At 47.7% G+C, this 24,306-nt stretch carries 23 protein-coding genes; 9 read left to right on the forward strand and 14 right to left on the reverse strand.

Translation table 11 applies throughout. The features are described from left to right. Positions 1-36 precede the first annotated feature (36 nt). From SPI9445_RS0117370 to SPI9445_RS0117380, 3 genes are read left to right on the forward strand one after another with little or no spacing between them, the layout of a single operon-like run. Positions 37-1,590, forward strand: coding sequence for a phosphomannomutase/phosphoglucomutase (locus tag SPI9445_RS0117370; RefSeq protein ID WP_017306046.1), 1,554 nt, complete (start codon positions 37-39; stop codon positions 1,588-1,590). Next, positions 1,583-2,713 carry a BtaA family protein gene (locus SPI9445_RS25980; RefSeq protein ID WP_017306047.1) on the forward strand — a complete coding sequence of 377 codons (1,131 nt, stop codon included), beginning with the start codon at positions 1,583-1,585 and terminating at the stop codon, positions 2,711-2,713. Before SPI9445_RS0117370 ends, SPI9445_RS25980 begins: the two co-directional genes overlap by 8 nt. 3 nt (positions 2,714-2,716) lie before the next feature. After that, entirely contained in the window at positions 2,717-3,961 is a 1,245-nt protein-coding gene (locus SPI9445_RS0117380) for an FtsX-like permease family protein (protein WP_017306048.1), read from the forward strand. A gap of 5 nt (positions 3,962-3,966) precedes the next feature. Here SPI9445_RS0117380 and SPI9445_RS0117385 read toward each other — a convergent pair whose 3' ends face one another. After that, entirely contained in the window at positions 3,967-4,557 is a 591-nt protein-coding gene (locus SPI9445_RS0117385) for an Npun_F5749 family FMN-dependent PPOX-type flavoprotein (RefSeq protein ID WP_017306049.1), read from the reverse strand. A gap of 185 nt (positions 4,558-4,742) precedes the next feature. Here SPI9445_RS0117385 and SPI9445_RS0117390 point away from each other — a divergent pair, with 185 nt between their 5' ends. Beyond that, positions 4,743-8,327, forward strand: coding sequence for a hypothetical protein (locus SPI9445_RS0117390; RefSeq protein ID WP_017306050.1), 3,585 nt, complete (start codon positions 4,743-4,745; stop codon positions 8,325-8,327). Between the two features lie 214 nt (positions 8,328-8,541). Continuing rightward, positions 8,542-9,504, forward strand: a complete 963-nt coding sequence (locus tag SPI9445_RS0117395; protein WP_017306051.1) for a hypothetical protein — start codon at positions 8,542-8,544, stop codon at positions 9,502-9,504. Between the two features lie 144 nt (positions 9,505-9,648). Here SPI9445_RS0117395 and SPI9445_RS30725 read toward each other — a convergent pair whose 3' ends face one another. From SPI9445_RS30725 to SPI9445_RS0117430, 7 genes are all read right to left on the reverse strand, one after another. Beyond that, positions 9,649-9,822, reverse strand: coding sequence for a hypothetical protein (locus SPI9445_RS30725; protein ID WP_017306052.1), 174 nt, complete (start codon positions 9,820-9,822; stop codon positions 9,649-9,651). 54 nt (positions 9,823-9,876) lie between these two features. Next, positions 9,877-11,022 (reverse strand): ABC transporter ATP-binding protein, encoded by a 1,146-nt coding sequence (locus SPI9445_RS0117405; protein ID WP_017306053.1) that lies wholly within the window; start codon positions 11,020-11,022, stop codon positions 9,877-9,879. A gap of 125 nt (positions 11,023-11,147) precedes the next feature. Beyond that, entirely contained in the window at positions 11,148-12,233 is a 1,086-nt protein-coding gene (locus SPI9445_RS0117410; RefSeq protein ID WP_017306054.1) for an ABC transporter substrate-binding protein, read from the reverse strand. Between the two features lie 115 nt (positions 12,234-12,348). Then, the gene (locus SPI9445_RS0117415; RefSeq protein WP_033374986.1) at positions 12,349-13,227 is read right to left on the reverse strand and encodes an ABC transporter permease; all 879 of its coding nucleotides are present in this window, start codon (positions 13,225-13,227) and stop codon (positions 12,349-12,351) included. 108 nt (positions 13,228-13,335) lie between these two features. Further along, positions 13,336-14,205, reverse strand: coding sequence for an ABC transporter permease (locus SPI9445_RS0117420; RefSeq protein WP_017306056.1), 870 nt, complete (start codon positions 14,203-14,205; stop codon positions 13,336-13,338). Positions 14,206-14,229: 24 nt separating this feature from the next. Beyond that, on the reverse strand, positions 14,230-14,454 hold the full coding sequence (gene thiS / locus SPI9445_RS0117425) for a sulfur carrier protein ThiS (protein ID WP_017306057.1): 225 nt from the start codon (positions 14,452-14,454) through the stop codon (positions 14,230-14,232). Then, complete coding sequence (locus SPI9445_RS0117430) at positions 14,447-15,502, reverse strand: thiamine phosphate synthase (protein WP_017306058.1); 1,056 nt, start codon at positions 15,500-15,502, stop codon at positions 14,447-14,449. The genes thiS and SPI9445_RS0117430 overlap by 8 nt, the downstream gene beginning before the upstream one ends. Positions 15,503-15,567: 65 nt before the next feature. Here SPI9445_RS0117430 and cas6 point away from each other — a divergent pair, with 65 nt between their 5' ends. From cas6 to SPI9445_RS0117450, 4 genes are read left to right on the forward strand one after another with little or no spacing between them, the layout of a single operon-like run. Beyond that, positions 15,568-16,398 (forward strand): CRISPR-associated endoribonuclease Cas6, encoded by an 831-nt coding sequence (cas6, locus tag SPI9445_RS0117435; RefSeq protein WP_017306059.1) that lies wholly within the window; start codon positions 15,568-15,570, stop codon positions 16,396-16,398. Positions 16,399-16,427: 29 nt separating this feature from the next. After that, positions 16,428-17,120: an HAD-IB family phosphatase gene (locus tag SPI9445_RS0117440; RefSeq protein ID WP_017306060.1), complete on the forward strand. Its 693-nt coding sequence runs from the start codon at positions 16,428-16,430 to the stop codon at positions 17,118-17,120. Then, positions 17,117-17,728 carry a methylthioribulose 1-phosphate dehydratase gene (gene mtnB, locus SPI9445_RS0117445; RefSeq protein ID WP_017306061.1) on the forward strand — a complete coding sequence of 204 codons (612 nt, stop codon included), beginning with the start codon at positions 17,117-17,119 and terminating at the stop codon, positions 17,726-17,728. Before SPI9445_RS0117440 ends, mtnB begins: the two co-directional genes overlap by 4 nt. Positions 17,729-17,767: 39 nt before the next feature. Then, positions 17,768-18,391 carry a hypothetical protein gene (locus SPI9445_RS0117450; RefSeq protein ID WP_017306062.1) on the forward strand — a complete coding sequence of 208 codons (624 nt, stop codon included), beginning with the start codon at positions 17,768-17,770 and terminating at the stop codon, positions 18,389-18,391. A 184-nt stretch (positions 18,392-18,575) separates the two neighbouring features. On the opposite strand, the gene SPI9445_RS0117455 is transcribed toward SPI9445_RS0117450, so the two are convergent. The 6 genes from SPI9445_RS0117455 to gmk all read right to left on the reverse strand — a co-directional run bounded on the left by SPI9445_RS0117455 (position 18,576) and on the right by gmk (position 24,213). Then, the gene (locus SPI9445_RS0117455) at positions 18,576-19,955 is read right to left on the reverse strand and encodes an aldehyde dehydrogenase (protein WP_017306063.1); all 1,380 of its coding nucleotides are present in this window, start codon (positions 19,953-19,955) and stop codon (positions 18,576-18,578) included. A 164-nt stretch (positions 19,956-20,119) separates the two neighbouring features. Next, positions 20,120-20,299 carry a hypothetical protein gene (locus SPI9445_RS28770; protein WP_071525302.1) on the reverse strand — a complete coding sequence of 60 codons (180 nt, stop codon included), beginning with the start codon at positions 20,297-20,299 and terminating at the stop codon, positions 20,120-20,122. Beyond that, complete coding sequence (locus SPI9445_RS27750; RefSeq protein ID WP_017306064.1) at positions 20,268-21,791, reverse strand: peptidylprolyl isomerase; 1,524 nt, start codon at positions 21,789-21,791, stop codon at positions 20,268-20,270. Before SPI9445_RS27750 ends, SPI9445_RS28770 begins: the two co-directional genes overlap by 32 nt. A 295-nt stretch (positions 21,792-22,086) precedes the next feature. Continuing rightward, positions 22,087-22,263 (reverse strand): hypothetical protein, encoded by a 177-nt coding sequence (locus SPI9445_RS30730; protein WP_017306065.1) that lies wholly within the window; start codon positions 22,261-22,263, stop codon positions 22,087-22,089. 81 nt (positions 22,264-22,344) lie between these two features. Next, positions 22,345-23,562 (reverse strand): ABC transporter permease, encoded by a 1,218-nt coding sequence (locus SPI9445_RS0117470; protein ID WP_017306066.1) that lies wholly within the window; start codon positions 23,560-23,562, stop codon positions 22,345-22,347. A gap of 3 nt (positions 23,563-23,565) precedes the next feature. After that, the gene (gene gmk, locus SPI9445_RS0117475; RefSeq protein WP_017306067.1) at positions 23,566-24,213 is read right to left on the reverse strand and encodes a guanylate kinase; all 648 of its coding nucleotides are present in this window, start codon (positions 24,211-24,213) and stop codon (positions 23,566-23,568) included. Between the last annotated feature and the right edge of the window lie 93 nt (positions 24,214-24,306).

The following is a 24,306-nucleotide window of genomic DNA, read 5'->3' on the forward strand; positions in this document are numbered from 1 at the left end:
TTCTATAATATTTGTGCAGTTGTACCGATTGAGATGATGATCACAATCCCAGCAGATTTTAACTGGAAAAAGCTACAAAATGGTTCAGATATTCGTGGTGTTGCCTTGGAAGGTGTGCCGGATGAAGTGGTCAATTTAACGCCCGAGGTGGCGACAGGTTTAGGGCAAGCTTTTGTTCAGTGGTTGAGTGAAAAACGGGCAAAATCTACGCCAGAATTAAAAATAGGAGTAGGGCGAGATAGTCGATTGTCAGGGGTTGAATTAATGGGGGCTACGATTAGGGGAATTCAAGCTTTGGGGTGTCGGGTGTATGATTTTGGTATGGCTTCAACTCCGGCGATGTTTATGAGTACCGTAACGCCAGATTTTGAATGTGATGGGGCGATTATGTTAACGGCTAGTCATTTACCCTTTAATCGCAATGGATTTAAGTTTTTTACGGCCGAGGGAGGGTTAGGAAAGCAAGATATTAGTGCTATTCTCAGCTTGGCGGAAGGTCAAGATTTTCCCGAAAAGGTAGAGGGGGGAAGTATTGAGCAACGGGATTTTATGGCGGTTTATGCGGCGGGTTTGGTACAGAAAGTTCGGGAGGGGGTGAATCATCCTCAACGATTTGAACGGCCGTTAGAGGGGTTAAAAATTATTGTCGATGCGGGTAATGGGGCTGGGGGTTTTTATGTGGATCAGGTGTTGAAACCCTTGGGGGCAGATACCACAGGAAGTCAATTTTTAGAACCGGATGGAATGTTTCCTAATCATGTGCCGAATCCTGAAAATAAGGAGGCAATGGCGGCAATTTGTCAAGCGGTTTTAGCGGAAAAGGCAGATTTAGGGATTATCTTTGATACGGATGTAGACCGGGGGGCGGCGGTTGAGGAAAATGGACAGGAGTTAAACCGGAATCGGCTTATTGCTTTGATTGCAGCGATTGTTTTAAGGGAACATCCGGGGTCAACAATTGTCACGGATTCGATTACCTCGGATGGATTATCTCGGTTTATTGAGGATGAGTTAAAGGGGGTTCATCATCGGTTTAAACGAGGATATAAAAATGTGATTAATGAGGCGATTCGTTTAAATCAAGCGGGTCAAGAATCTTGGTTAGCGATTGAAACTTCAGGACATGGGGCTATGCGAGAAAATTATTTTCTCGATGATGGGGCTTATTTAATTACAAAGTTATTGGTTGAGTTGGCGAAGGCGAAACAGGAGGGGAGACAGTTGGGGGATTTGATTGCTCAGTTGGAAGAACCCCTAGAAAGTGAGGAGTTCCGGCTTAAGATTAAGGGGGAAGATTTTAAGGAGTATGGAAAACAGGTAATTGAGGTGTTGGAAAGGTGGGCTGGGGAACAAGAAAATTGGGGGATTGTGTTGCCCAATTATGAGGGGGTACGGGTGAATTGTCACGGGGAGAAAGAAAGGGGCTGGTTTTTGTTGCGTTTGTCTCTGCATGATCCGGTGATTCCGTTAAATATTGAGTCGAATGTTAAGGGGGGAGTGAGCAAAATTGCGGGGCTGTTGTTTGAGTTTTTGCGCGGTTTTGATCGCTTGGATTTATCGGCTTTTCAGGTGAATTCTGGGGATGCCTAGTGAAATTGTCCAGTTTGCCGATTTTTCCCGGATTCGTTATGCCCAATGTTGGGAGGATGCGGATGTTTTATTACGGGGATTGGAGATACAATCGGATGATGTTTGTTTGTCGATTGCGTCGGCGGGTGATAATACGTTAGCACTGTTAACTTGTTCTCCGAAACGGGTGATTGCGGTGGATTTGAATCCCGCCCAGATTGCTTGTTTAGCGTTGCGGGTGGCGGCTTTTCGGGTGTTGAATCATGGGGAGTTGTTGGCGTTTCTGGGGTCAAAATCTGCGACGAGGGGGGAACGTCGGGCGTTCTACGGGCGCTGTCGGGGGCTGCTGGATGAGACGGTGCGGGAGTTTTGGGATAGTCGGGAGGGGGCGATCGCACAAGGTTTCGGTAGTGCAGGAAAGTTTGAACGGTACTTGACAATTTTCCGTAAATATGTATTGCCTTTAATAAGCGATCGCACCACCCCGGAACATTTCCGACAAAACCACCCCCAGCCCGTCCGGGAGGCCTTTTATCAAACCTACTGGAATAATAGGCGGTGGCGCTTACTCTTCCGCCTTTTTTTCTCCCGTCCCCTCTTAGGTCGTTGGGGGCGAGATCCCCAGTTTTTCCGTTATGGAGAGGGCGCAATCAGTCAACACCTCCTAGAACGCACCGAGTACGCCCTGACCCAGCTAAATCCCGCAGAAAACCCCTATCTGCAATGGATTCTCACGGGATACCACCCCCACGCCCTGCCCTTTGCCCTTCGTCGGGAAAATTTTGACCCCATTCGGGATCATCTCGACCGTCTGGAATGGCACAATTTAGCCCTAGAAGACTTTTTAAGCCAAAATCCGGAGCTATCCATTAATCGCTACAATTTGAGCAATATTTTTGAATATATGTCCCCAGACAACAGCGAAAAATTACTCCGACAAATCATCCAACACAGTCCCCCGGGGAGTCGTTTATTGTATTGGAATCTTTTCGTCCCCCGTCAGCGTCCAGAGAGCCTAGCGGCGGATTTACGCCCCCTGACTGAGTTAGCCCAGACCTTATTTCAACAAGATAAAGCCTTTTTTTATCAAGCTTTAGTCATTGAAGAAACAACAGCCCCAACATCTGCCCCCAGCCCCCATTGATTCATGGTATCTATCGCCCGCAAAAACCTATTTGAAGACCTGCCCCGTTTTCTCGTAGCCCAAGCAGGCATCATGTTTGCCGTTAGTCTTGTGACTATTCAAACCGGACTCCTAAACGGGTTTACCCGTTCCACCGCCCTCCTCATTGACGCATCCCCCGCCGATATTTGGATCACCTCCGACGAATTAGTTCACATGGAACTTACCCTTCCCCTCCTTTTAGAACAGGTGAACCAAGCAAACCAAGTCCCCGGAGTAGCGCGGGCTGAACCCTTAATGACGGGATTAGGGCGCTGGCAAATTCCGGGGGGGGAACTCACACCCCTACGATTATATGGCTTTGACCCCAACGGGGTGCTATTCCGTCCGGGTCAGTTACAATCGGGTCAACTAGCCGACTTAAACACACCCTACAATGTGATGGTAGATCAAGGGAGTTTGAATAGTTTATCGGTTCGAGGCTTGGGCGATCGCGGTTTTATCGGCAATCTCCCCGCCACCATCGTGGGCATTACCTCCGACTCCCAAGCTATTACCTCCGCCACTTATATCTTTTCCTCCCTCGAAACCGCCAAAGCCTTCGCCAGTGCCGGATTCTCCTCCAGTGTAGACTGTCGAATGCAGCCCGACGGAACCATCCAATGCACCACCTTATATGAAAAACAAGACCAACCCCTTGAGGGAGTCCCGACACCCGAACCCATGAGTTCCACTGACCCCATTCAATATATCTTGATTCAAGCCGAACCCGGTCAAGATATTGGCGAATTACAAGCCCGTTTAGAGGCCACGTTTCCGAATACTAAAGCTTGGACTCAAGAAGAACTTTCCCAAGCCACGCGCAATTATTGGCAAAAGCGCACAGGGATCGGTTTTATTCTGGGTTTAGGGGCAACGGTAGGGGTCATTGTGGGCATAGTCATTGTAGGACAGATTCTTTATTCTTCCGTCGCCGATCATTTAAAAGAATTCGGCACCTTAAAAGCCATGGGAGCCTCGAATCGAATGTTATACGGAGTGATTATTGAACAAGCCGTTTATATGGCTGTTTTAGGGTATATTCCCGGAATTTTGCTCTGTTTAGGCTTAGGAAAATGGACAATGGCCAGTCAAGGAATCATGATTTTAATTACCCCCTCTACAGCAATTGTCGTTTTGGGGATTACCCTAGTGATGTGTGTTGGGTCTGCCCTCTTTGCTATTCAAAAAGTTACCCGTGTTGATCCCATTATTGTGTTTAAAGCCTAGGAGAATCAAGGATTAACCCCCTGCTGTTGCCAGAGATTCTCCTCATCTAACCAAAAAAGCCAACGATTTTGGGGTTCTCCCCGTAACTCCAAATGTTCCACCCGTTGGGGACTCAAACACAATAGGCAAAAGGTAGGGAGGGGCATCTCTGGGGAAGGGGGAGGAGGGCGAAAAGCTTCGGGATTTGGCTCTCGGGGAGCCTTGGGGGTGGGCCAAGCCAATTGGAGACGGGCGGCCTCGCTGAGACTTTGCCAAGTCTCTAAGCGCCATTGTTGCCCTGTAGCATCGGGAGAATGGGCATCAATGACTTGAATTGACCCAAATAGGCGGAATTGTTCCCGAGTTTGGCTGAAATACCAGCAAATTTCACCCCAAGGGCAATGGTGTAATTGTTGGAACTTCTCACTACGAACGTCGGTAATGATTTTGAGCTTATTTCCTTGGGGGGTAAAGCCCCGAAAAACCACCGTCCGATTGGCGGGATACCCCTCTGGGGTAATGGTGGCCAGTTGAAGGTAGCGGGAGAAGGGCTGGCTTCGATTACGATGGAGGGCGCGGGATAAAGGCGATCGCCAAGGGGCAAGAACATTAGACATGGGAGAGTTGATTGACCCGTAATCATGGATTTGAGCGGATATGATCCGACACAGCGCGAACTACAATGGGGGAGGGTTTATCCCCTAAAATGGGGTAGCAATGCCCCCTCTGGGAATCTCCGCGACCATCTGGGTGGACGCTGGAGGATGTCAAGCCATTCTGGATTTTAGTCCCTAAAACTACTATGTGCCGTAACTTTAACGCTTTCCTGAGTCCTGTCAAAATCGAACACCTGTTTTTTACCAAAAATCCAGAAACGGGACGTTATGAGATCCGTCCTCGTGAAGTGATTCAGGCGGATTTACAAGATCGGATTCATTATGCCACGGCTTTAGCGGAAGATTGTTCTAAGAAAAGCACCAAGGCGGGTTATGATGCGGCGGGAATGGCGATCGCATCCATCCCCCTTGACCCCATTTTTGACCTCCTCTCCCACTACCCCCACAATAACGGCGGATTCGCCCTTGGGGAAATGGAGGAGATCATTGAGCAAATTCAAGGCCAAGTAGAAACAGGAGTTAAAGTCGCCCGAGATGGGGGAGATTTATTAAAAACGTGGGACACCCTCTTAAGTCGCATTGCCCCCCAGAATACAGAATTTATCACCAACTGGGAAACCCATGTCCGCCAAGCCTCTCAGGGGGATATGTACTCCGAAAGTAACGCCCACCCCCATCAAGAATTGTGGGCAACAGACAGGATTCGGATCTATCAGGTGACGGAACAAGGGGAGTTATTTTTTGCAGAAGGCGATCGCACCCTCAGCCCCAGTTTATTCTCCGACACCCACAACGGCGACATCAACGACGCAGCCCGTTATAAACGCTTCCTCACCTACGAAGGATTCCGCTTCTCCTCCAACTCCGATTCCTGCGTAGAACCTGCCCTCAAACGCTTTATTTACGAGCATTTGCGCGCCCAACAACTCCCCGGCGTCCTCCATCGTCTCGCCTACATTGACCCCGATTATTTAAACCAAGATACCGCCGTAGTCGATAGTAGCGGGCATATTGGCTATTACTTCCTCGGAGAAACCTTCGCCCATCAAACCCTACGAGTCACCTTAGAAGGCAAAAAAATCACCTTCCGTCACAGTACCGGACAAGAAATTCAAACCTTTATTCAACAGGGTTTTTTACGCGATGATGACTATTCTTCCGCCTCCGAAAAAATCCAAGAACTCTTAACCTTAACCCAACAACTCACCGAAGCCGGAGCGCAATCCGTCACCATTGCATCGGCCTTAGTTGCCCGAGTTTTAGAATATTCCAACCCCAAAAATAAATTCACCTTTCAATCCTTTACCCCCCTTGGACAGCCCGATCAAGCCTTACTTAGTGGCGGAACTTATAATATGTTGCGCGGAGGCACAGAACGAGGAGGAGAAGAAGGCGGCGAACTGATTTTTTATCGTCCCAAACCCTACGACTTACGCAACTATAACCGCGTTGCCTTTCTCTCCGCCTCCGAAGAAAACGCCATTAAAGAACAAGTAATTCTCCTTAAATCCGAATCCGTTTATACCGAAAAAATCGAAGTCGCAGAAAAAATTTCTCAAGAATTAGGCTTTCTCTCCGGTTTACGGGCAACCGCCTATATTACCGAAGGAGTCGCCCCCATTTATGATGTATTACCGGGAGAAATTGTCGAAGTTACCCCCGATGGGAACGTGCGGATGTTCAATATTTATCGCGGGCAAGAAATCCCCTTAGTGAGTATTGAAAAACAAAAAAAAGACGAGTTTATTAGCGCCGCAACCTTTCGGAAAGAACGCCTTGCTCCGCTCAAAGTCTTTAAAATTGAGTACCGCGACTTAAACAATCAAATGATTCCCTGTCCTTACAATAAATACGGGGAAGAAATTATTGTTATTCAACCCCTCGCCCTACGGAAAAACACCGAAAAATTATTTTTTAAAACCCCCGATGGGAAAGTGAAAGTCCGAAGTGGAGAACAGGGAATCGGTTTAGTCATGGGAACCGAACACGAGGAACTCCGACTCCATCGGATTAAGCAAATTGATCAGATTCTCACCGGAGCCGCCGGAACTTCCTTTTTAATTAATATGATTGCCGGGAATGTCGCCCGTAAACTCTGCTTAAATACCCTGCCTGTGGTCAATTTAGATGGTTTTACTGGGTCGGATACTATTCCCCCCTCGGTGAGTCATAAAACCCTGTTTTTAGCTAACTCTAACTCTGGGGGAACATCCGATACGATTAAACTCACCCATGAGTTAGCGAGTCTTCCTTCAGTGGTAGAACGGATTGAGCAAGAAGTAAACCGACGAGATCCCATGTTGGGCGAAGTGATTATTGCTCAAGCCCGTTTAGCTGAGATTAAAACCTACTTAAAGCCAGACACAAAACGGCAAGATTTACCCCAACATTTACAGGATTTTATTGCCCAATATACCCCTTGGATTTATGTAGTCACTAACATTGAAGCCAGCGCATTAGGCAATATTGGACGGGGTTTAGATGGAGTAATTCAGCCCGCGGCCGGGGCAGGAATTACCAACTTACCAGAAGAGGAATGTGTAGGCTCTACCTTTGCGGCGATGGCCTCCTTACAATGGCAATTAGCCCTACATACTTATTTAGGGGAAATTCGAGGGGATATTTCCCCCGATTATGCCTCCCAAGTTTATGCAGAATTAGCCCAGTTGCCCGATATTGTGGAAACCATTGTGAGTGACACCCGGTTAATTGCTGAAATTAAACAGATGTGTGATGAATTAGTGGGGGGGAACTTCGATTTTGTTTATACAGGTTATTTAGACGGAGTGCCAGAAGAACAAGCCCACAAAGCCGCAGAAATGATTCAGGAAATGTTTGCCGGGTGGCATTTCTTCCAGTTTCAACATGGCAAATATGCCCACATGAAACGGCGCACTCGTCACACTTTGGGGTCAATTTTAGGACACAATGCACCCCCTCCCTCCTGGCCCTTTTTCAATGCCCGGGCGATTAAGTCAGCGAGTGAAATCGGTCCCCGGGTGGCGACTTCGTTCTTTATTGCCCACGAAAGCGATCGCGAAACCTTACAATCTATCCCAGACTACGCCCCCGACTACGTTTTCACCTACCCGGCTGATAGCATTGTGTTATATCCCTTTCAGGTCATTATTGTCAGTCATTTAATCTCCTATTTCTGGGGGCTGAAAAAGAAAGAACTAGCGCGCAAAATTGAAGGCTGGAATCAGCCCTTTGTGGATTTACTTTGTCAAGTTTCCCCCCAAGGAACTCAGATGCCCGAAGGATTACGTCAACAAGTTGCCCAACAAGCTAAACAGGTATTACAGGAATTTGTCCAGTTATACCAAACGACTCATTATTTTGACCGCATCGAAGGGCAGCGCCGCGAAGTGATTGTGAATAATCTATCAATTTTAGCCGAAGAAAACGCCAGTTATGAAATGGGGCAAGAAGTCGGGGGCTTTTTTCATAGTTCACCTCGTCAAGTATCGGTCACAGTGCAGCGTCAAATGGCACAATCTCCCAATGATGAAACCTACTTAGCCGTGTTAAAAGATTTGGCATTAGAGTTGAGTAATGGGGAACAATCAAAACAATTAGCCGATCATTTCTTGATTGATGAGTTTGGAGCAACAATTCCCACACAAATTGAAATTGAACGACCTCATGGACGCAATCGTAAGGTTTATGAAAGTGATTATTTGGCGGAGTATGAAGGATTAGGTACATTTTATGATGTTGAACCCGTACATCCGCCCAAAATTGCTAAAGCAAAGAAAGGATGGTTGTAAACCCAATTTATCAGTTGAGTAGAACGAAGTGAAACCCAACCTTTTCCCCAGAGCAAGGTCAATAGTTTTGCCCCATCAATGATTAGGAAACCCCCACCCGGTTGGGTTGCGCTATCGCCTCACCAAACCTACAAACCTAAATCTTTGACCTCATAAATTATTGAGCATTCACCGCCAATGGTAGAATTTTTATCGTTCCCTTTCTAAACCCCCCGTGACTCGTTTTCTCCATGACCAATTTGCCAAAGACTACCTTGAAGAATTGCTCACCCCTTACGGCACCATTCAATCCTCCCGTCCAGTTTCCTCGGAAGTCAGAGAAGTAGACCTCTGGTTTTCCCCTCACCCTGAATCTACCCTTTCCCCCGACTCCTTGGGTCTTTTAGCCCGTGCCATCCAAACCCCTGCCATCTTTGAACCCTTCCGCAATCCGGCCACAACCCGGGAAATCCGAGATTGTTTACTCAAATTATTGGAAATTGACGCAGAATTACGACGGGAGAGTAACCGTCAAGTTAGCCTTGCTCCCGACACTTCACCCCCCCACCTCTGGATTCTTACCCCCACTGCCTCAAGAACCCTCTTAGGGGGATTTGGTGCTACTCTAGACTTAGAATCTTGGCCGAGGGGGGTTTACTTTCTACCCCCACAATTGCGTACAATTATTGTAGCGATTCACCAGTTGCCTCGTACCCCAGAAACTCTATGGTTAAGAGTTTTAGGACGGGGCAGAGTTCAAACTCAAGCGATTGAGGAACTAGAAGCTTTATCACCGGATAATCCTTGGCGAGCCAATGCTTTAATACTGCTCAATCGCTTAAAAGCTCATTTAGAAAGAAACCTCAATCCAGATTGGGAGGATAGACAATTAATTATGCGGTTATCTCCTCTTTTTGATCAACAGTTAGAAGCAGCCCAATTGTCAGGTTTACAACAGGGTTTACAACAAGGTTTACAACAGGGTTTACAACAGGGTTTACAACAGGGTTTACAACAGGGTTTACAACAGGGAGAAACTCTGGTAATTGAAAATTTACTACGGTTTCGTTTTGGGGAAGTTGATGAAGAATTAGCCCAAATTATACAGGCTATATTACGCTTACCCGCTTCAGAATTTACCCCGTTGTTGATGCAGTTATCTCGTGAAGAATTAATTGAGCGTTTTCGTGAGGAGTGATTAACTGATTGGGGATTGGTCGATTGAGTAGAACGAAGTGAAACCCAACCTTTTCCCCAAAGCAAGGTCAATAGTTTTGCCCCATCAATGATTAGGAAACCCCCACCCGGTTGGGTTGCGCTATCGCCTCACGCAACCTACAAACTATTGATTGATAAACTTTTCAATTTTTTGCAAATGTTCTACAACTTTATCAAATGTAGGAGCATTTTCTAACATCATACCCTGCATGGCCTCGTAATCTTTCATCAGATTTTTCAATAATTGACCCTTTGGCGCTAAGTTCAAAGATCCGGGAATTGCTTCATCTAATTTCATCCAAGCTCTTGAAAAAAAATGCTGAGGACGCTCCCATCGCTAAAAGCGAGGGATTCAACGATTCTCTCGACGAGAAGCGGTGAAGGTTTGAGAGGGTAATAACTGACCCTCCCCTAAAATTTGAATACTATCCGAGGCCATTTGAATCTGTACCGACTCACCCACCGCGAAACAGTCCAAATTACTGCGATAAATATTCTGCCGTCGTACCACAATCGCACTTTGCGGGGTGAGACGAATCACAAAACGGGTATCTGTGCCTAAATAGACCACTTCCGTTACAGTTCCCGCTAAACAAGGCTGATCTAAATAATGGGCGGGGTGAATGGTGGCTTTTTCCGGGCGAATGACTAAGGTCACAACTTTTCCCACGGGGAAGGTTTCGGAACAGGGGATGGAAATGGGTAGGGTTTCATCCACCAACACTACAACCCCCCCACTATCTTGTTCAATCACACGACCCACCAAAAAGTTACTTTCCCCAATAAAGTCGGCCACAAAACGACAGTTCGGTTGTTCGTAAATTTCGGTGGGAGTGCCAACTTGTAGCACTTTCCCCTCTTGTAAGACGGCAATTTGATCGGACATAGTAAGGGCTTCTTCTTGGTCGTGGGTGACGTAGACGAAGGTAATGCCTAGCTGTTGCTGCATATGTTTCAGTTCAAGCTGCATTTCCTTACGCAGTTTGAGGTCAAGGGCGCCGAGGGGTTCGTCAAAGAGGAGGACTTGAGGCTGTTTGACCATTGCCCGCGCTAGGGCGACTCGTTGCTGTTGCCCCCCGGAAAGTTGGCGGGGGCGACGATCTTCTAGACCGTTCAAACGCACTAAGGCTAAGGCATCCCCCACCCGAGTACGGATTTGTTGCCGGGGGAGATTTTCCATTTCTAGACCAAAGGCCACGTTTTCGGCGACGGTTAAATGGGGGAACAGGGCGTAGTTTTGAAAGACGGTGTTCACGGGACGATGAAAGGGAGGGCGATCGCGCATTTGTTCCCCCTGTATATAAACCTCCCCCGTCGTGGGCAATTCAAACCCCGCAATCATGCGTAAAATCGTTGTTTTCCCACAGCCCGATGGCCCCAGTAAGGAAAAAAACTCCCCCTCGGGAATCTGTAAACTGACTTGATTCACTGCCCGAAATTCTCGGTTATTTTTGCCCGGAAAGACTTTGCTAACCTCAACTAATTCTACGGCCTTCATTTAATCCACCCCTTGCGCGTCACTCCAAAACAGCTTAGGTTTTCACCAATCACCGTTATTTTTAACATTCCCTATTTTCGCGAAAAAATGTAGCTCAAAGCCAGTTTTTACCCAACTCTACTCTTTCAGCTTCCAATGGCTACTTTTAACTCCGTCCAAATATCATCATAAAGCGCGGTATCTCGCCCTAAATCTCGGGCATATTCCAGACGATCTAAGGTTTCCTCTGGGGGGTAAATCCCCGGATTGGCTAGGTCTGCTTCATCAATTAAACCTTGTTCAATAGCCGCTTTATTAGGAGTGCCAAACTTCACATAATTAGAAATGGCTGCCCCAATTTCCGGTTCTAAGATGAAATTAATAAAGGTTTCCGCCAGTTTTTTATGGGGGGCATCTTTGGGAATGGCGAGATTATCCGTCCAAATAATCGCCCCTTCTTTAGGAATCACATAACGAATATTTTCGTTTTCTTCCATCACTTGAAACACATCCCCACTCCACTCTAAAGCAATATCAACCTCGCCTTGATCTAACAAATCCTGTCCCGTATCTGGAGCAAAAGTCGCTACAATAGACCGATGTTCAATCAGAAAGTCTCGTGCTTCTTCTAATTCTTGCCGATTGGTCGTATTCGGACTATAGCCCAGCATAATTAACACTGACCCTAACATAGCCCGAGAGTCTTCCATTAAGGCGACTCGTCCCCGGTATTTATCATCAAAAATCTCGCGCAAGGATTTGATTTCTCCCCCAGTGGCTTGGATATTATAACCAATGCCAAAAGTTCCCCACTGGTAGGGAACGCTGTATTTATTGCCGGGGTCAAAAGGATTATCTAAAAACCGAGGATCAACATTTTCTAAGTTAGGAATATTCTCATGATTAAGTTCTTCTAATAACCCTTGATTCGCCATACTTTCCACATAATCATCGGTGGGGACAACAATATCATAACCGGGGTTTCCGGGTTGAATTTTGGCTAATAAGGTGTCATTACTATCATAGGTGTCATATTGAACCCGAACATCAAATCTTTGCTCAAATTCTCGAATCACCTCGGGATCAATATAAGTAGACCAATTATAAACATTCAGGACATTACTAGCGCGGCTTAGTTGACCATCAGAACCACCGGGGCGACTGGCGGCACAAGCGACGGGAAATGTCACCCCGATGATGAATAAGAGGACTAAAATGAGCAGTCGTTTCATAGACGGTTCCTCGCTAGAAAAATGGTGATGCTATAAAGTTCTCTTTAGTCTAACCTAGGTTTGCTCAAACGGCTGGTTTAGGGGGACAATTTTTAAATTTTGTTGCAATAAAGCGTTAGGTTTTCTGTCGTTGAAGGACAAGGGAGCAAGCGAGAATCATTAAGGAGGCCACTAACATCAGGGTTGAAATGGCGTTAATGGCCGGGGTAACAGATAATTTAATCATGCCGTAGATGAAAACCGGGAGCGTTGTTGCTCCTACTCCGGCGGTAAAAAAGGTGATTACAAAATCATCAAGGGAGAGGGTGAAAGCTAATAATGCTCCGCTTATAATACCGGGAGCAATTAAAGGTAATGTAATCCGGTAGAAGGTGCGCCATTCGTTGGCTCCAAGGTCTAGGGCGGCTTCTTCTAAGGTGGGATCAAGTTCAGCAATTCTGGTTCTGACGGTGACGGCAACGTAGGAAATATTAAAGGCAATATGACCAATAATAACGGTGGGTAAACCGAGGACTAAACGGACTCCGGTGAGGGTTTGGATGAGTTGAAAAAATAGGCTAAAAAAGATGAGGAGGGAGATTCCCATTGTAATGTCAGGAATAATAATGGGGAGGAAAAGGAGGGCTTCTAAGGCAGATTTTCCTTTGAATCGAAACCGTTCCATTGCCAGTCCGATTAGGGTTCCCATTACGGTGGCGGCAATGGTGGCAATTCCCCCGACCCAGAGGCTATTAAAGAGGGCGTTCCAGATTTGCTCTGTGGCAATGTCTGCTTGTCCAGCAACCCCTTCAAATAGGCTTTGATACCATTTTAGGGTAAAGCCTCGCCAAACGGCGTTTAAGCGCGATTCATTGAAGGAATAAATCACTAGGATAATAATGGGAAGATAGAGAAAGATAATACTAACAATTGCTGTTAATTCTAGGAGCTTTTGTCCTACAATTCGTGTCCATTTGTCAATTTTTTGATTGGTTTTTAGGCAAGAAGTGATCATGATCATGGTAGTGCGTAGGGAATGGGGAATTAGCAAGGGAGCATCTCACAAAGTGGACTACCAAAGATTGGACAAGACTATCCCTAAGTGATGCTCTTGCTCTGCACCCTATAACGGATTACTGTTTTCTGAGTTGCGGAAGTAAAGCAAAATGGGGGCGAGAACAATGGCCATCATGACAATGGATAACACAGAACCAAAAGGCCAGTTTCTCGCGCCTAGAAATTGATTCTGGACGAGGTTTCCAATCATGATGGATTTTGCACCGCCTAGAATATCGGGGGTAATAAATTCCCCTACGGCGGGAATAAAAACGAGTAAAGATCCGGCGATAATTCCCCGGAATGTGAGGGGAAGAACGACACGGATTAAAGTTTTTAAATCGTTTGCGCCGAGGTCGTGAGAGGCTTCGATGAGAGAAAAATCGAACTTTTCAAGGGTGGCATAGAGGGGTAAAACCATGAAGGGTAAATAACCATAGACTAAGCCAATACTGACGGCAAAGGAGTTAAAAAGGAGGTCTAGGGGTTGATTAATGAGGTTTAAACTTTGTAGGAGGGTGTTAACTACCCCTTCGTTGCGCAAAATGATAATCCAGGCGTAAATTCGGATTAAAAAGTTAGTCCAAAAGGGAATAATAATTAATAGAAGTAGGGGGTTTTGCCAACGGGGGGGGCGGGTGGCGATGAAGAAGGCGAGGGGATAACCGACGAGGAGACAGATGGCTGTGGTGAGGAAGGCCAGACTGAGGGAACGAGTGAGGACTCCCCAGTAAATGGGGTTAATCAGTCGTTGATAGTTTTCGAGGGTAAAAACCCAACTTACCCCCCCATAGGTGCCGCGTTCGAGGAAACTATAGAGGAAGACGATGAGAAGGGGGAGGAGGAAGAAGAGCATCAGCCAAAAGGTGGCGGGGAAGAGGAGGATGGAGAGGTTAATTTTTTGTCGGAGGGTTTGGGAGGGGGAGGAATGGGTCATGATGGCCAAGGGGAGGTAGAAAGGCTAAAGACCACCGCCAACGATGGTTACGATTTCGAGGCGATCGCCTGTTTGTACGATAGTGGCTTCCCAATACTGACGGTGCAGGATTTCGCCGTTGTACTCAATGGCAATGAGACGGGGGTTTAAGTCCAGTTGGGTCAGCAGTTGGGGGAGGGAACTATTAGCCGGACAGCTAACGCTTTCTCCGTTCACTTCTAAGGTAATCAGCGAGGTTGAACTAGACATAATGCACCGGATGTTGCAGTTGAGCTAAAAAGTATTGGGTCATTAAGGTGGGTTGTTCCGCCTGCATAATAGCGCGAACAATCGCAATGCGTCGCGCCCCAGCTTTGAGAACTTCGGGGAGATTTTGGCTATTAATCCCCCCAATGGCAAACCAAGGGATAGGGCAGTTTTCGAGGGCGTGGCGGACGTATTCAAACCCGGCTGGGGCTTTGTCGGGTTTGGTGGGAGTTTCGTACACTGGACCCACGCCGATATAATCTGCCCCTTCTGCGATCGCCTTTTGCATTTCCCCCGGATTCGTTGTGGAACGGCCGATAATACGCTGCGGCCCCAAGACCTGCCGCGCTAGGGCAATAGGCGCATCTTGTTGGCCTAAATGCACCCCGTCAGCCTTCACCGCCAAAGCAATATCAATCCGATCATTGACAATAAATAAAGCCCCATACTGGTGGCACAATTGACACAGTTTTTGCGCTTGGCTAAAACGCACCGTATCATCAGCATTTTTTTCCCGATACTGCACCAAAGTTAACCCCCCCTGTAAGGCCGCCTCAACCACCGCGAAGAGGTTCTGAGACGGGGCAGTGACCAGATAGAGGGATGACTGTTTCAGCAGATGATGGCGTTTCTTTCCCAACAGTTCACTTTCCAAGCTATACACCTCATAGCGCATCTGCTTACAACGGGCTGCCATGTCGCTGTTGTAAAGTTTGGCATACTCTTCCAAAACCCGTAAAGCCTCTTGAACCCGACAGAGATTAACTTGTAACAGGTGGTCAATGTCCGTTCGTTCCACTTCTTGGGGATGGGTGAGGTGGGTTCCTGGGTCGCCGGGAGTATCTCGGGCTTGGCGCAACTCGTTACTGTGCCACTGTCCCAGTTGTTGGCGCATTTGTTTACAGAGTTGGGTCAAGTCACTATCATTCAACCCGAAACGGCACCACTCCTCAATGATGCGCAGGCCTTCACGGGCCCGGTCTAGGTTAGCATCTAAAATGCGGTAAATGGCTTGACTGTTATTCAAGGGGGGCTTGTTTTGTTCTCCCATTACATTTGATTCAAGTTTTGCATTTTCAGAATATATCAATCTGTTGTCTTTGCACCTGATTTTCCATGCCCTATAGTCTCGTTTTGAACCTAACCCCCACCTCTCCCATTTATCCCAACTTCCTGCAAGGGCGACATTTCCACGCCCTCTTTCTCAAATTGGTGCAGGCCGTAGATCCCGAACTGTCCGCCCATCTCCATGATTCCTCCGCCAACAAGCCCTTTAGTCTCAGTCCCTTACAAATCCAATCCCCGAAAAAACTGCCCCTGCAATGGCACCATAAAGAACTTATCCCCCCCGGAACCCCCTGTTGGTGGCGGGTGTCCCTGTTGGATGATGGCTTATTCAAACGCTTAACCCAACTCTGGCTAAATCTCAATCCCGAACGCCCCTGGCATTTGGGGCCGGCGGATTTAAAAATCACCAGTATTCTCGGCACCCCCCAATCCCGACAACCTTGGTCTAATGCCTGTTTATATGACCAACTCTACGAACAGGCCTCGGCAGAGAATACCCTGTTGGCGTTTTCCTTTGCCACCCCGACGGCTTTTCGTCAGGGGAAGTATGACACGGCGTTTCCCTCCCCGGAGTTGGTGTTTAACAGTTTGCGCAGTCGTTGGAATAAGTACAGTTCCGTCCCCATTGAATCGCTCAATTTAGAGTCTATTTTTCCCAGTTTTTTTGAGGTTCACAGCGAGATGATTAATGATGGACGGACTAAGTTTATCGGCTGTGTGGGGAGTTTAACCTATCGGATTTTCGGTCGGTTGGAACCCGAGGAGATCAAGAATTTTAATGCTTTGGCGGATTTTGCCCTCTATGCGGGGGTGGGACGAAAAACCACCATGGGGATGGGGATGGTGCGCCGATTGGAGACGGGGGCTAAATCTGGTTAAATAAGAGTCTGTGAGTTTGAGGAAAGAGTTTGTCTAAGGAAGTCGAGGGCGGTTCGGCGCAAAGAGCCGTTTTTTGTGATTTTGATGGCACAATCACGGCAGTAGAAACCTTTGTGGGGATGTTAAAGGAGTTTGCTCCGGAACAGTCGGCGGTGATTTTGCCTCAGATGTATGCAAGGACGTTAACGCTACGGGAGGGGGTGCGGCAACTGTTGGAGTCGATTCCTACGGCCTATTATCCGGCGATGCTGGAGTATGGGGATCATAAACCTCTGCGGCCGGGTTTGCCGGAGTTGTTGGATTTTTTAGCCCGTCAAGGGGTGCCGTTTCATGTGGTGTCTGGGGGACTGGGGGGGATGGTTGAACGGGTTTTGAGTCGGGCAAGGGCGGGGGAAACGCCTATAATAGAAGGTGTGGCTTCTATTACGGCTGTGGAGGTGGAGGTGAATCTGAGTCACCCTTGTTTAAGGGTTCCGGTTCAGCCCTTTGAGGCCGATTCAGAATTGGTGGCGAAAGTAAAGGTTATGGAACAGTATCCAGCCCGGGAATGGGTCGTGATTGGGGACTCTCTCACGGATATTAATATGGCGTTGCGGGCTGATCTGGTGTTTGCACGCGATCGCCTGATTGATTATCTGGAGCAAGAACAAAAGCCCTATATCCCTTGGCAGGATTTTCTAGATGTGCGCGATCGCCTAAGTGAACGATGGGGGGTATCATGACAACAACAGCAACAGTACGAGCCGATTTAGTCGCCTCAGCCCAGCAATTTTATCAGTTAGGTTGGATGTTAGGCACAGCCGGGAATTTATCCGCTAAAAATCCCGATGGGAGTTTCTGGATTACCGCCAGTGGCAAATCAAAAGGCCGTCTGACTGAACAAGATTTTGTGCGACTTTCTCCCCACGGACAGGTTTTAGAAACCCCCTTACCGGAGAATCGCCCCTCGGCAGAAACCAGCATTCATCAAGCCATCTACGACTTATTCCCCGAAGCCCAAGCTTGTTATCATGTCCACTCCGTCGAGGCCAATTTAGTCACCCAATTTTGTGAGGGAGACTGTTTAAGTTTACCCCCCTTAGAAATGATTAAAGGCCTGGGAATTTGGGAGGAAAATCCTCACGTTTCTATGCCTGTGTTCGAGAATTATCTAGACGTGCCGAAAATTGCCCAGGCCCTGCGCGATCGCTTTTCCCAATCCTGTCCTGAAGTCCCCGCCCTCCTCATTCGCCATCACGGAGTCACCGTCTGGGGAACATCCCCCACCGAAGCCCACAATCGAGTGGAAATCGCCGAATATTTATTCCGTTATATCGTCGCCCTCGGTTAGTTCTATCTTAAATGTCGCAACTTTGGGGGATTCCAAGTTATGAACCACAATTCACTCAGCGCTAGAATCGCGGCACAATTTCATTTAAACTATCAAGAACAGTCTTTTATTCCCACACTCAAACCCACCTTTTTGAGTCAAGAATTGTGTCAAAACTTGACGGAGATAATGCAAGATCATCAGGTAAATATTTCTCAGCCTGAAGCTCGGAATAAACTGCTCATTGATATGGTCATCCGTGGGGTTTGTCATTACTACCGAGATCATTTAATCCTCTGGCATCACGTCACCACAGAGGAGGATTTCACCCAACCCATGATTCCCAGTTATATTGTAGCAAGACGTTCACCTTTACAAGGGAAAACAGTTTTTGATCAGCCCTATTTACTACTGTGTGAAGTACAAAAAGGCAATTTTGATGATGTTTGGGCGGTCTGTTTAAATAAATTAGTTAAGGTGCAACGCATCAGTCAAGGTGAATGGACAAGAACTCTATTCGGCGTTGTTTCTGATGGAGAAATCTGGCAATTTAGCAAGCTTCAAGGGGGCTTATTTATTCGAGAGCCGAATGATTATAAAACGGCTGAATTGTCTCAACTTTTAGCGGTGATGTTCTATCTTTTTGAGAAATGTCAGTTACAAATTATCTCGAATTTTTATTAAAAATTGGGACAGAAACCGGGTTTTTAAGAGAGGTTGGAGGCACTCATGATAAGATGAACACAACCCGGTTTCTTGCTGTGGTTATACTCATTTAAAGCGTCAAATCCTACTGGGTTGGTGTTGGGTTGCGCTTTTCCTGTGCCTAACCTACAAATTACGATGAATACTGTTCCCCATTCCCTAATTACCTTAACAACATCTTGATATATTTTAACTTGCCCTCATAGGGAGGATAACGTAACTTGAGGTCAAACAGAAAAGACCGAGTTAAAACACTCTTATAGTGGGAAAAAGTGTCAAAGGTAGCCTTCCCGTGATACGCCCCCATGCCACTATCTCCTACCCCTCCGAAAGGCATTTCAGGAGAGGCAATGTGCATGATGGTATCATTCACACAAACCCCACCGGAAGAGGTTTGAGTTAATACCTGTTGTTCCGTCTGCTTGTTGGTTGTAAAGAGATACAGCGCTAAAGGTTTGGGGCGTTGGTTAATTTGGGCGATCGCATCTTCCAAAGACTCATACTCTAAAATGGGTAAAATCGGGCCGAAAATCTCATCAGCCATCACCTTATCCTCCCATGTCACCCCATCTAACAGCGTGGGGGCAATATAGCGGGTTTTAGCCTCAGACTCTCCCCCATAAATGACCTTAGCTGGCTCTATTAAGCCCGTTAAGCGTTGAAAATGCCCCGCCGTGATGATTCTGGCATAGTCGGGACTAACGGCCGGATTTTCCCCATAAAACGCCTTTATCTGTTCCACCATTGCCGCGATTAAAGGCTGTTTGATACTGCGGTGAACCAATAAATAATCCGGGGCAATACAAGTTTGTCCGGCGTTGATAAATTTCCCCCACACAATGCGCCGTGCTGTATAGTCCAAGTGGGTGTCTGGGGTGACAATACAGGGGCTTTTTCCCCCTAATTCAAGGGTGACAGGGGTTAAATGTTGGGCGGCCGCCTGCATGATAATTTTGCCGATTTTTGTTCCGCCTGTAAAGAAAATATGGTCGAATTTGTGTTTTAACAAATCTTGGGTAATTTCTTTATCCCCTTCCACAACGGCGATGTATTCGGAGGGGAAGCTACTGCCCAGAATTTTGGCGATAATACTGGAGGTGTAGGGGGCGAGTTCTGAGGGTTTCAGGATAGCACAGTTTCCGGCGGCGATCGCACCAATTAAGGGCGCAATCCCTAACTGAAAGGGATAATTCCAAGGACTAATAATTAAAACCACCCCCAAGGGGTCAGCCATAATGCGGCTAGAAGCGGGAAATTGGGTAATTAAGGTTTTCGCCTTTTTCGGTTTTGCCCACTTTTTAATGTGTTTCAGGCTATAGTTAATTTCTTCGAGACAGAGGGTTAATTCTGCCGCAATGGCTTCAAAGGATGGCTTATTTAAATCCCGTTGCAGGGCTTCTAAAATCTCGTTTTCGTGGTTTTCAATAGCAGATTTTAGGGTTTTAAGTTGGGTGATTCTAAACTCAATAGCTTTGGTCTGACCCGTCGCGAAAAAAGAACGTTGTTGTTGAATTAGGTCAAGGTTAGAAGCAATGGTTAACATAGGTAGGGCTTGCTCAATAACTTTACTCGTGGGGCTAGGGAACAGGAAGGGGAATCGAAAAAAGGCAAGCCTTTTTGATTATTTATCCCTAAAACCTTGCCGTTTCTTGCTCCCAAACCGCTCAAAGCCATATTAACACTGCCTAGAGGGATATTCAGCAGACCCTAGGCACAGTAAACGATGGGGTTTAGGGAGAGAGGGGGAGCAGGGGAGATGTCTATTCGTCCGACTCCAGATTCCCGACTCCAGATTCCCGATTCCCGACTCCCGATTCCCGACTCCCTGTTCCCTGACTCCCGACTCTTGCCTATCTTAGAGCGCCTGACCCGAACGGTGTTGGGCATACTCCCAATAGGCCTGATACTCTACCGCTTTTTCTTGAGCGAGATTGTAGTGGGGACTTCTCGAATCAACCGCCTGCATGAACTGAATGGCTAGTTCCCAGTGCGTGGCCGCTTTTACCCAGTCTTCAGGACTCACAGCCCCTTGACTCGATTGAACCGCTTGTAGGGCGTTATTCACGGCAATTCGGAACACTTCATTAGGGTTAGTTGCCCGATCCTTAGCATAGGCCAGATAGCCTTGATACTCGTGAATTTTCTTCTGAGCCAAGGCATAATTCCGATCCGTAGATGGCACAATTTTGAGCAGTGCGATCGCCTGTTGCCACTGTTGAGCAATTTGATCCCAATCTTGGGGCAATTCCGCCCTCTCCAATAATCGCACCGCGTCACTGGCCGCGTTAATCGCCAGTCGGTAAGCTTCCTCTTTCGGCACTTCTGGAGTCGGGGCTTGCCATAAATTCCCCGCAATCGTAGCTGGGGTTAAGGGGTTATTCTCCCAACTCCAGCCCAACATGGCACTAACTCCCCATCCCCCCAAAACAACCGGAATCAGGGCTAATAACGCCGCTTCTGGGATACGATTTCCCCGTTGGTAGCGTTTCTGATACTCTAGCTGGAGAGAACGGGCGATTTTCTGCACAGGTTTTTCTGCCACAGTCGCCGGATTAGCGGCCGGAGTCTGAGGGGCTATCACTTCCCCCTCTGGGCGGGTGGAATTTGTCCCCAGATCAGATTCCTCTCCTTTAGCTTCTACATCGGGTTCCTCTGTGAGCAGTAAGCTGGGAATGTCTTGCCACTGTTCAACCGCGACCTGATTAGACTGTAGGGCGATTTTCTCTTTTAACCAAGTCTCAAATTTATCCTCAATCAGTCGTTGCCGTAAGGGTGGGGTTAACTCAGCCGGAATATAACGCTCTAGCCGCACAATTACCAACCATTGATCGACCCGAAAGGGCGGGGAAATTTGCCCCGGCTGACTGATGCGCAACATTTGAGCCAGTCGAGGGTGAATATTTCGTAATTCCAACGGCCCCACTAAACCATTGGTGCGCGCCTCAGGGCCTTGGGAATACTGGGTGGAAAGTTCCGAAAAAGAGGCCTCGCCCTCTTGTAAGCGAAAATAGAGTTCTTGCACCACTTCCACTACTTCACTTTGAATCAAAGAGAAGAGAACTTGATCATAAACGTGGGAGTGATTGCGAAATTCTTCCTCGACTTGCGCCCCCCAAGTTTCCTCCTTAAATTTGCCTAATCTCAGTTGGCGTTTTACCAACCAGTCCATCTGTTCGGGAGAATGGTTAGCAAATTGGGGGAGTTGGGCGAGTTGTCGATAAGCGAGTTCAAATTCTGCTGGAGTATAGGAAACGGAGGCGATCGCCTGTTCAATCGCCAATTCGCGTAAAAGGTGGGGCAGGATTTGAGGAGACGTAAGCAACGACACCACTTCATCCGCACCTAGTTGTTGATTGCCAAGTTGTAACGCTGCACTCATCGGTTGCCTCCAACTAGAGAGTAGTTGGGTGGATAGATGGGGAATTGAATCATCGGGGTACTTGTCAGTTTAACGTTATCTTTTCAATTCAGCCAGTTTTTCTCTGTTAGTAGGTTTAGAGTCGGGGATAGGAAATAGGTAGGGCTTGCTGAATAAGTCGGAGAGTTGGGAGTCGGGAATTGGGAGTCGGGTTTTTCAGTCAGCCCTATAAACGGAAAAGGATATGGTGAGCATATCCTTTTCTGGCTTAGAGTTTGTTCAGTGTTATGGCCTATCCGTCACCGTCACCCTACCACTACACAACATAAGTCGTGTGACGGGCTAACAACCAGCACAGAATCGGTGACAGGATTGTACTGAAAATCGTAACAATCAGAATCACCCACAGGGCATCAATTAAATCTGGACTCATAAACTTCTCCTCCCCAAAATAAAACTGGGCTGCAATAGTGATGGTTTGATCTTTCCCCATCCATCACCATTCCCCCCCTTGAGCCTAACCTAGCTTTTCGGTAATTCGTATCTTTTGTTACAGAAAAGCAACACGGGAGTATCAAAGACGACGTAACGCAACAATGGGGTCAAGTTGGGCGGCTTGTCGGGCGGGGAAGACTCCGAAAAATAGACCAATGCCACCGGATACACCCACAGCCAGCAGAATCGACAGGGGGGAGATAATGGAGGCCAAGGGACTGACGGCTCCGATGAAGACGATGCCGCCAATGCCGATGACAGTTCCGACGACTCCCCCCACAGCAGAGACAATCACGGCTTCGATGAGAAATTGACTGAGAATGTCTTGTTGAGTTGCCCCTAGGGCTTTCCGCAGTCCGATTTCTTGGGTGCGTTCGGTGACAGAAACGAGCATGATGTTCATAACACCGATGCCCCCGACGAGGAGGGAAATGGCCGCGATCGCCGCTAACATGATAGTCAGGCCTCCGGTGACAGTTCCCACAATGCTCAGGACATCTTTTTGCGTGCGTACAGTAAAGTCATCTTCTCCGATGATATTGTGGCGCAGACGGAGTAAGTTCTCGATTTGGAATTGAGCGGCCCCAATGCTTTGGGCGTTGCGGGCGGAAACGGTAATCACAGACACTTCCAGACCATAGGGGGAGGTACGGCCGACGATTTGATTGGCCATTGTGGTGAGGGGAAGATATACGGCTTCGTCTTGATTGGTGCCTAAAAAGGCTCCTTTAGACTCCATCACGCCAATCACTTCTAGGGAAATGTTCTTAACGCGGATGCGTTCGCCGAGGGGATTGCGATCGCCAAAAAACTGATCCGCAATGTCTGATCCTAACACCACAACCCGAGCATTGCGCCTTAAATCGGAATCTTCTATAAACCGCCCCTGCTCGACTTGGAACGTCCGCACGGGGGAAAATTCCGGCGTTACTCCTAAAACCGTGATATTGGTCGTTTGCTGTTGATAGGAGACAACTTCCCGGGCGTTGATTTGGGGGGCAACTTGGGAGACAGCAGGGACTTGACGGGCGATCGCGTCGGCATCCTCTAAAACCAGCGTTTTGGGCAACTCAAAGGTTGTCCGTCTGTCCTGTTGTGTGCCGGGGATAATAAACAATAAGTTAGGGCCGAGAGCTTCAAATTCCTCCTCGGCCAAACGTTGCGCCCCTTGTCCAATGCCCACCATCGTAATCACGGAGGCATTGCCAATCACAATCCCTAACATGGTTAAAGCACTCCGCAACTTATTACTCTTTAAAGCGCGGGTGGCCATCTGGACACTTTCGAGCAACTGCATAAATTAGCCCTGACCCAAAATTGCTTTTTCTAGTTTAGCTAAGGCGCTTTCTAAGTTGTCGTTGACCACTTGTAAATCAAATTCATGACTCGCAGCAATTTCGGCCTCGGCGTGTCCCAGGCGCTTCACGATGGCTTCCTCCGAGTCTTGACCGCGATCGCGCAGACGGCGTTCTAATTCCGCACTAGAGGGGGGTAAAATGAAAATACGGAAGGCTTTGGGGAAGGTCTGCTGAATCAAGCGCGCCCCCACTAACTCAATTTCTAGCAGCACAATCTGACCCCGGGCAATTTGTTGTTCTACATTTTGCCTCGGGGTACCGTATAAGTTCCCCGCATATTCCGCCCATTCGAGAAACTCACCCGCCGCCACCATTTGCTGAAAATGGCTGCGTTCCAAGAAAAAATAGTGTTTCCCCTCCACTTCCCCCGGACGCGGTTGGCGAGTGGTTGCGGATACGGAAAGATGCAGTTCCGGATGACGTTCTAATAGGGCTTTAACCAGTGTTCCTTTCCCTACCCCACTGGGTCCCGTCAGCACAATTAATTTACCTTGGGGAGGAGGTTCAAGGGTTAGGGTGGCGGGGTGTTCAAAGGAGGGGGTGAGTTGGGTTGTAACTCCCTCCTTGGTTAAGGTGTTCTTCTGTCTCATGATTAATCTGGGGTTAGCCGCTTACGGTGCAGGAAAATTAGGGTAGGTGCTGGGTGTCTTCAGAAAACTGAAGACCTTAATTTTGCCCTGACT

Origin of the sequence: Spirulina subsalsa PCC 9445, assembly GCF_000314005.1 — a bacterium.
Lineage (GTDB): Bacteria > Cyanobacteriota > Cyanobacteriia > Cyanobacteriales > Spirulinaceae > Spirulina_A > Spirulina_A subsalsa.

Excerpts from the sequence above, each read along its gene's own strand:
- SPI9445_RS0117415 (WP_033374986.1), bottom strand. The coding sequence starts at position 13,227 with ATGATCACTTCTTGCCTAAAAACCAATCAAAAAATTGACAAATGGACA.
- SPI9445_RS0117380 (WP_017306048.1), top strand. The coding sequence starts at position 2,717 with ATGGTATCTATCGCCCGCAAAAACCTATTTGAAGACCTGCCCCGTTTT.
- thiS (WP_017306057.1), bottom strand. The coding sequence starts at position 14,454 with ATGTCTAGTTCAACCTCGCTGATTACCTTAGAAGTGAACGGAGAAAGC.
- SPI9445_RS0117405 (WP_017306053.1), bottom strand. The coding sequence starts at position 11,022 with ATGAAGGCCGTAGAATTAGTTGAGGTTAGCAAAGTCTTTCCGGGCAAA.
- SPI9445_RS30730 (WP_017306065.1), bottom strand. The coding sequence starts at position 22,263 with ATGGGGAAAGATCAAACCATCACTATTGCAGCCCAGTTTTATTTTGGG.
- SPI9445_RS0117450 (WP_017306062.1), top strand. The coding sequence starts at position 17,768 with ATGAACCACAATTCACTCAGCGCTAGAATCGCGGCACAATTTCATTTA.
- SPI9445_RS25980 (WP_017306047.1), top strand. The coding sequence starts at position 1,583 with ATGCCTAGTGAAATTGTCCAGTTTGCCGATTTTTCCCGGATTCGTTAT.
- SPI9445_RS0117470 (WP_017306066.1), bottom strand. The coding sequence starts at position 23,562 with ATGCAGTTGCTCGAAAGTGTCCAGATGGCCACCCGCGCTTTAAAGAGT.
- SPI9445_RS30725 (WP_017306052.1), bottom strand. The coding sequence starts at position 9,822 with ATGAAATTAGATGAAGCAATTCCCGGATCTTTGAACTTAGCGCCAAAG.
- SPI9445_RS0117370 (WP_017306046.1), top strand. The coding sequence starts at position 37 with ATGATCACAATCCCAGCAGATTTTAACTGGAAAAAGCTACAAAATGGT.
- SPI9445_RS0117385 (WP_017306049.1), bottom strand. The coding sequence starts at position 4,557 with ATGTCTAATGTTCTTGCCCCTTGGCGATCGCCTTTATCCCGCGCCCTC.
- SPI9445_RS0117390 (WP_017306050.1), top strand. The coding sequence starts at position 4,743 with ATGTGCCGTAACTTTAACGCTTTCCTGAGTCCTGTCAAAATCGAACAC.
- SPI9445_RS28770 (WP_071525302.1), bottom strand. The coding sequence starts at position 20,299 with ATGCCCAACACCGTTCGGGTCAGGCGCTCTAAGATAGGCAAGAGTCGG.
- SPI9445_RS0117430 (WP_017306058.1), bottom strand. The coding sequence starts at position 15,502 with ATGGGAGAACAAAACAAGCCCCCCTTGAATAACAGTCAAGCCATTTAC.
- cas6 (WP_017306059.1), top strand. The coding sequence starts at position 15,568 with ATGCCCTATAGTCTCGTTTTGAACCTAACCCCCACCTCTCCCATTTAT.
- SPI9445_RS0117455 (WP_017306063.1), bottom strand. The coding sequence starts at position 19,955 with ATGTTAACCATTGCTTCTAACCTTGACCTAATTCAACAACAACGTTCT.
- gmk (WP_017306067.1), bottom strand. The coding sequence starts at position 24,213 with ATGAGACAGAAGAACACCTTAACCAAGGAGGGAGTTACAACCCAACTC.
- SPI9445_RS27750 (WP_017306064.1), bottom strand. The coding sequence starts at position 21,791 with ATGAGTGCAGCGTTACAACTTGGCAATCAACAACTAGGTGCGGATGAA.
- SPI9445_RS0117420 (WP_017306056.1), bottom strand. The coding sequence starts at position 14,205 with ATGACCCATTCCTCCCCCTCCCAAACCCTCCGACAAAAAATTAACCTC.
- SPI9445_RS0117410 (WP_017306054.1), bottom strand. The coding sequence starts at position 12,233 with ATGAAACGACTGCTCATTTTAGTCCTCTTATTCATCATCGGGGTGACA.
- mtnB (WP_017306061.1), top strand. The coding sequence starts at position 17,117 with ATGACAACAACAGCAACAGTACGAGCCGATTTAGTCGCCTCAGCCCAG.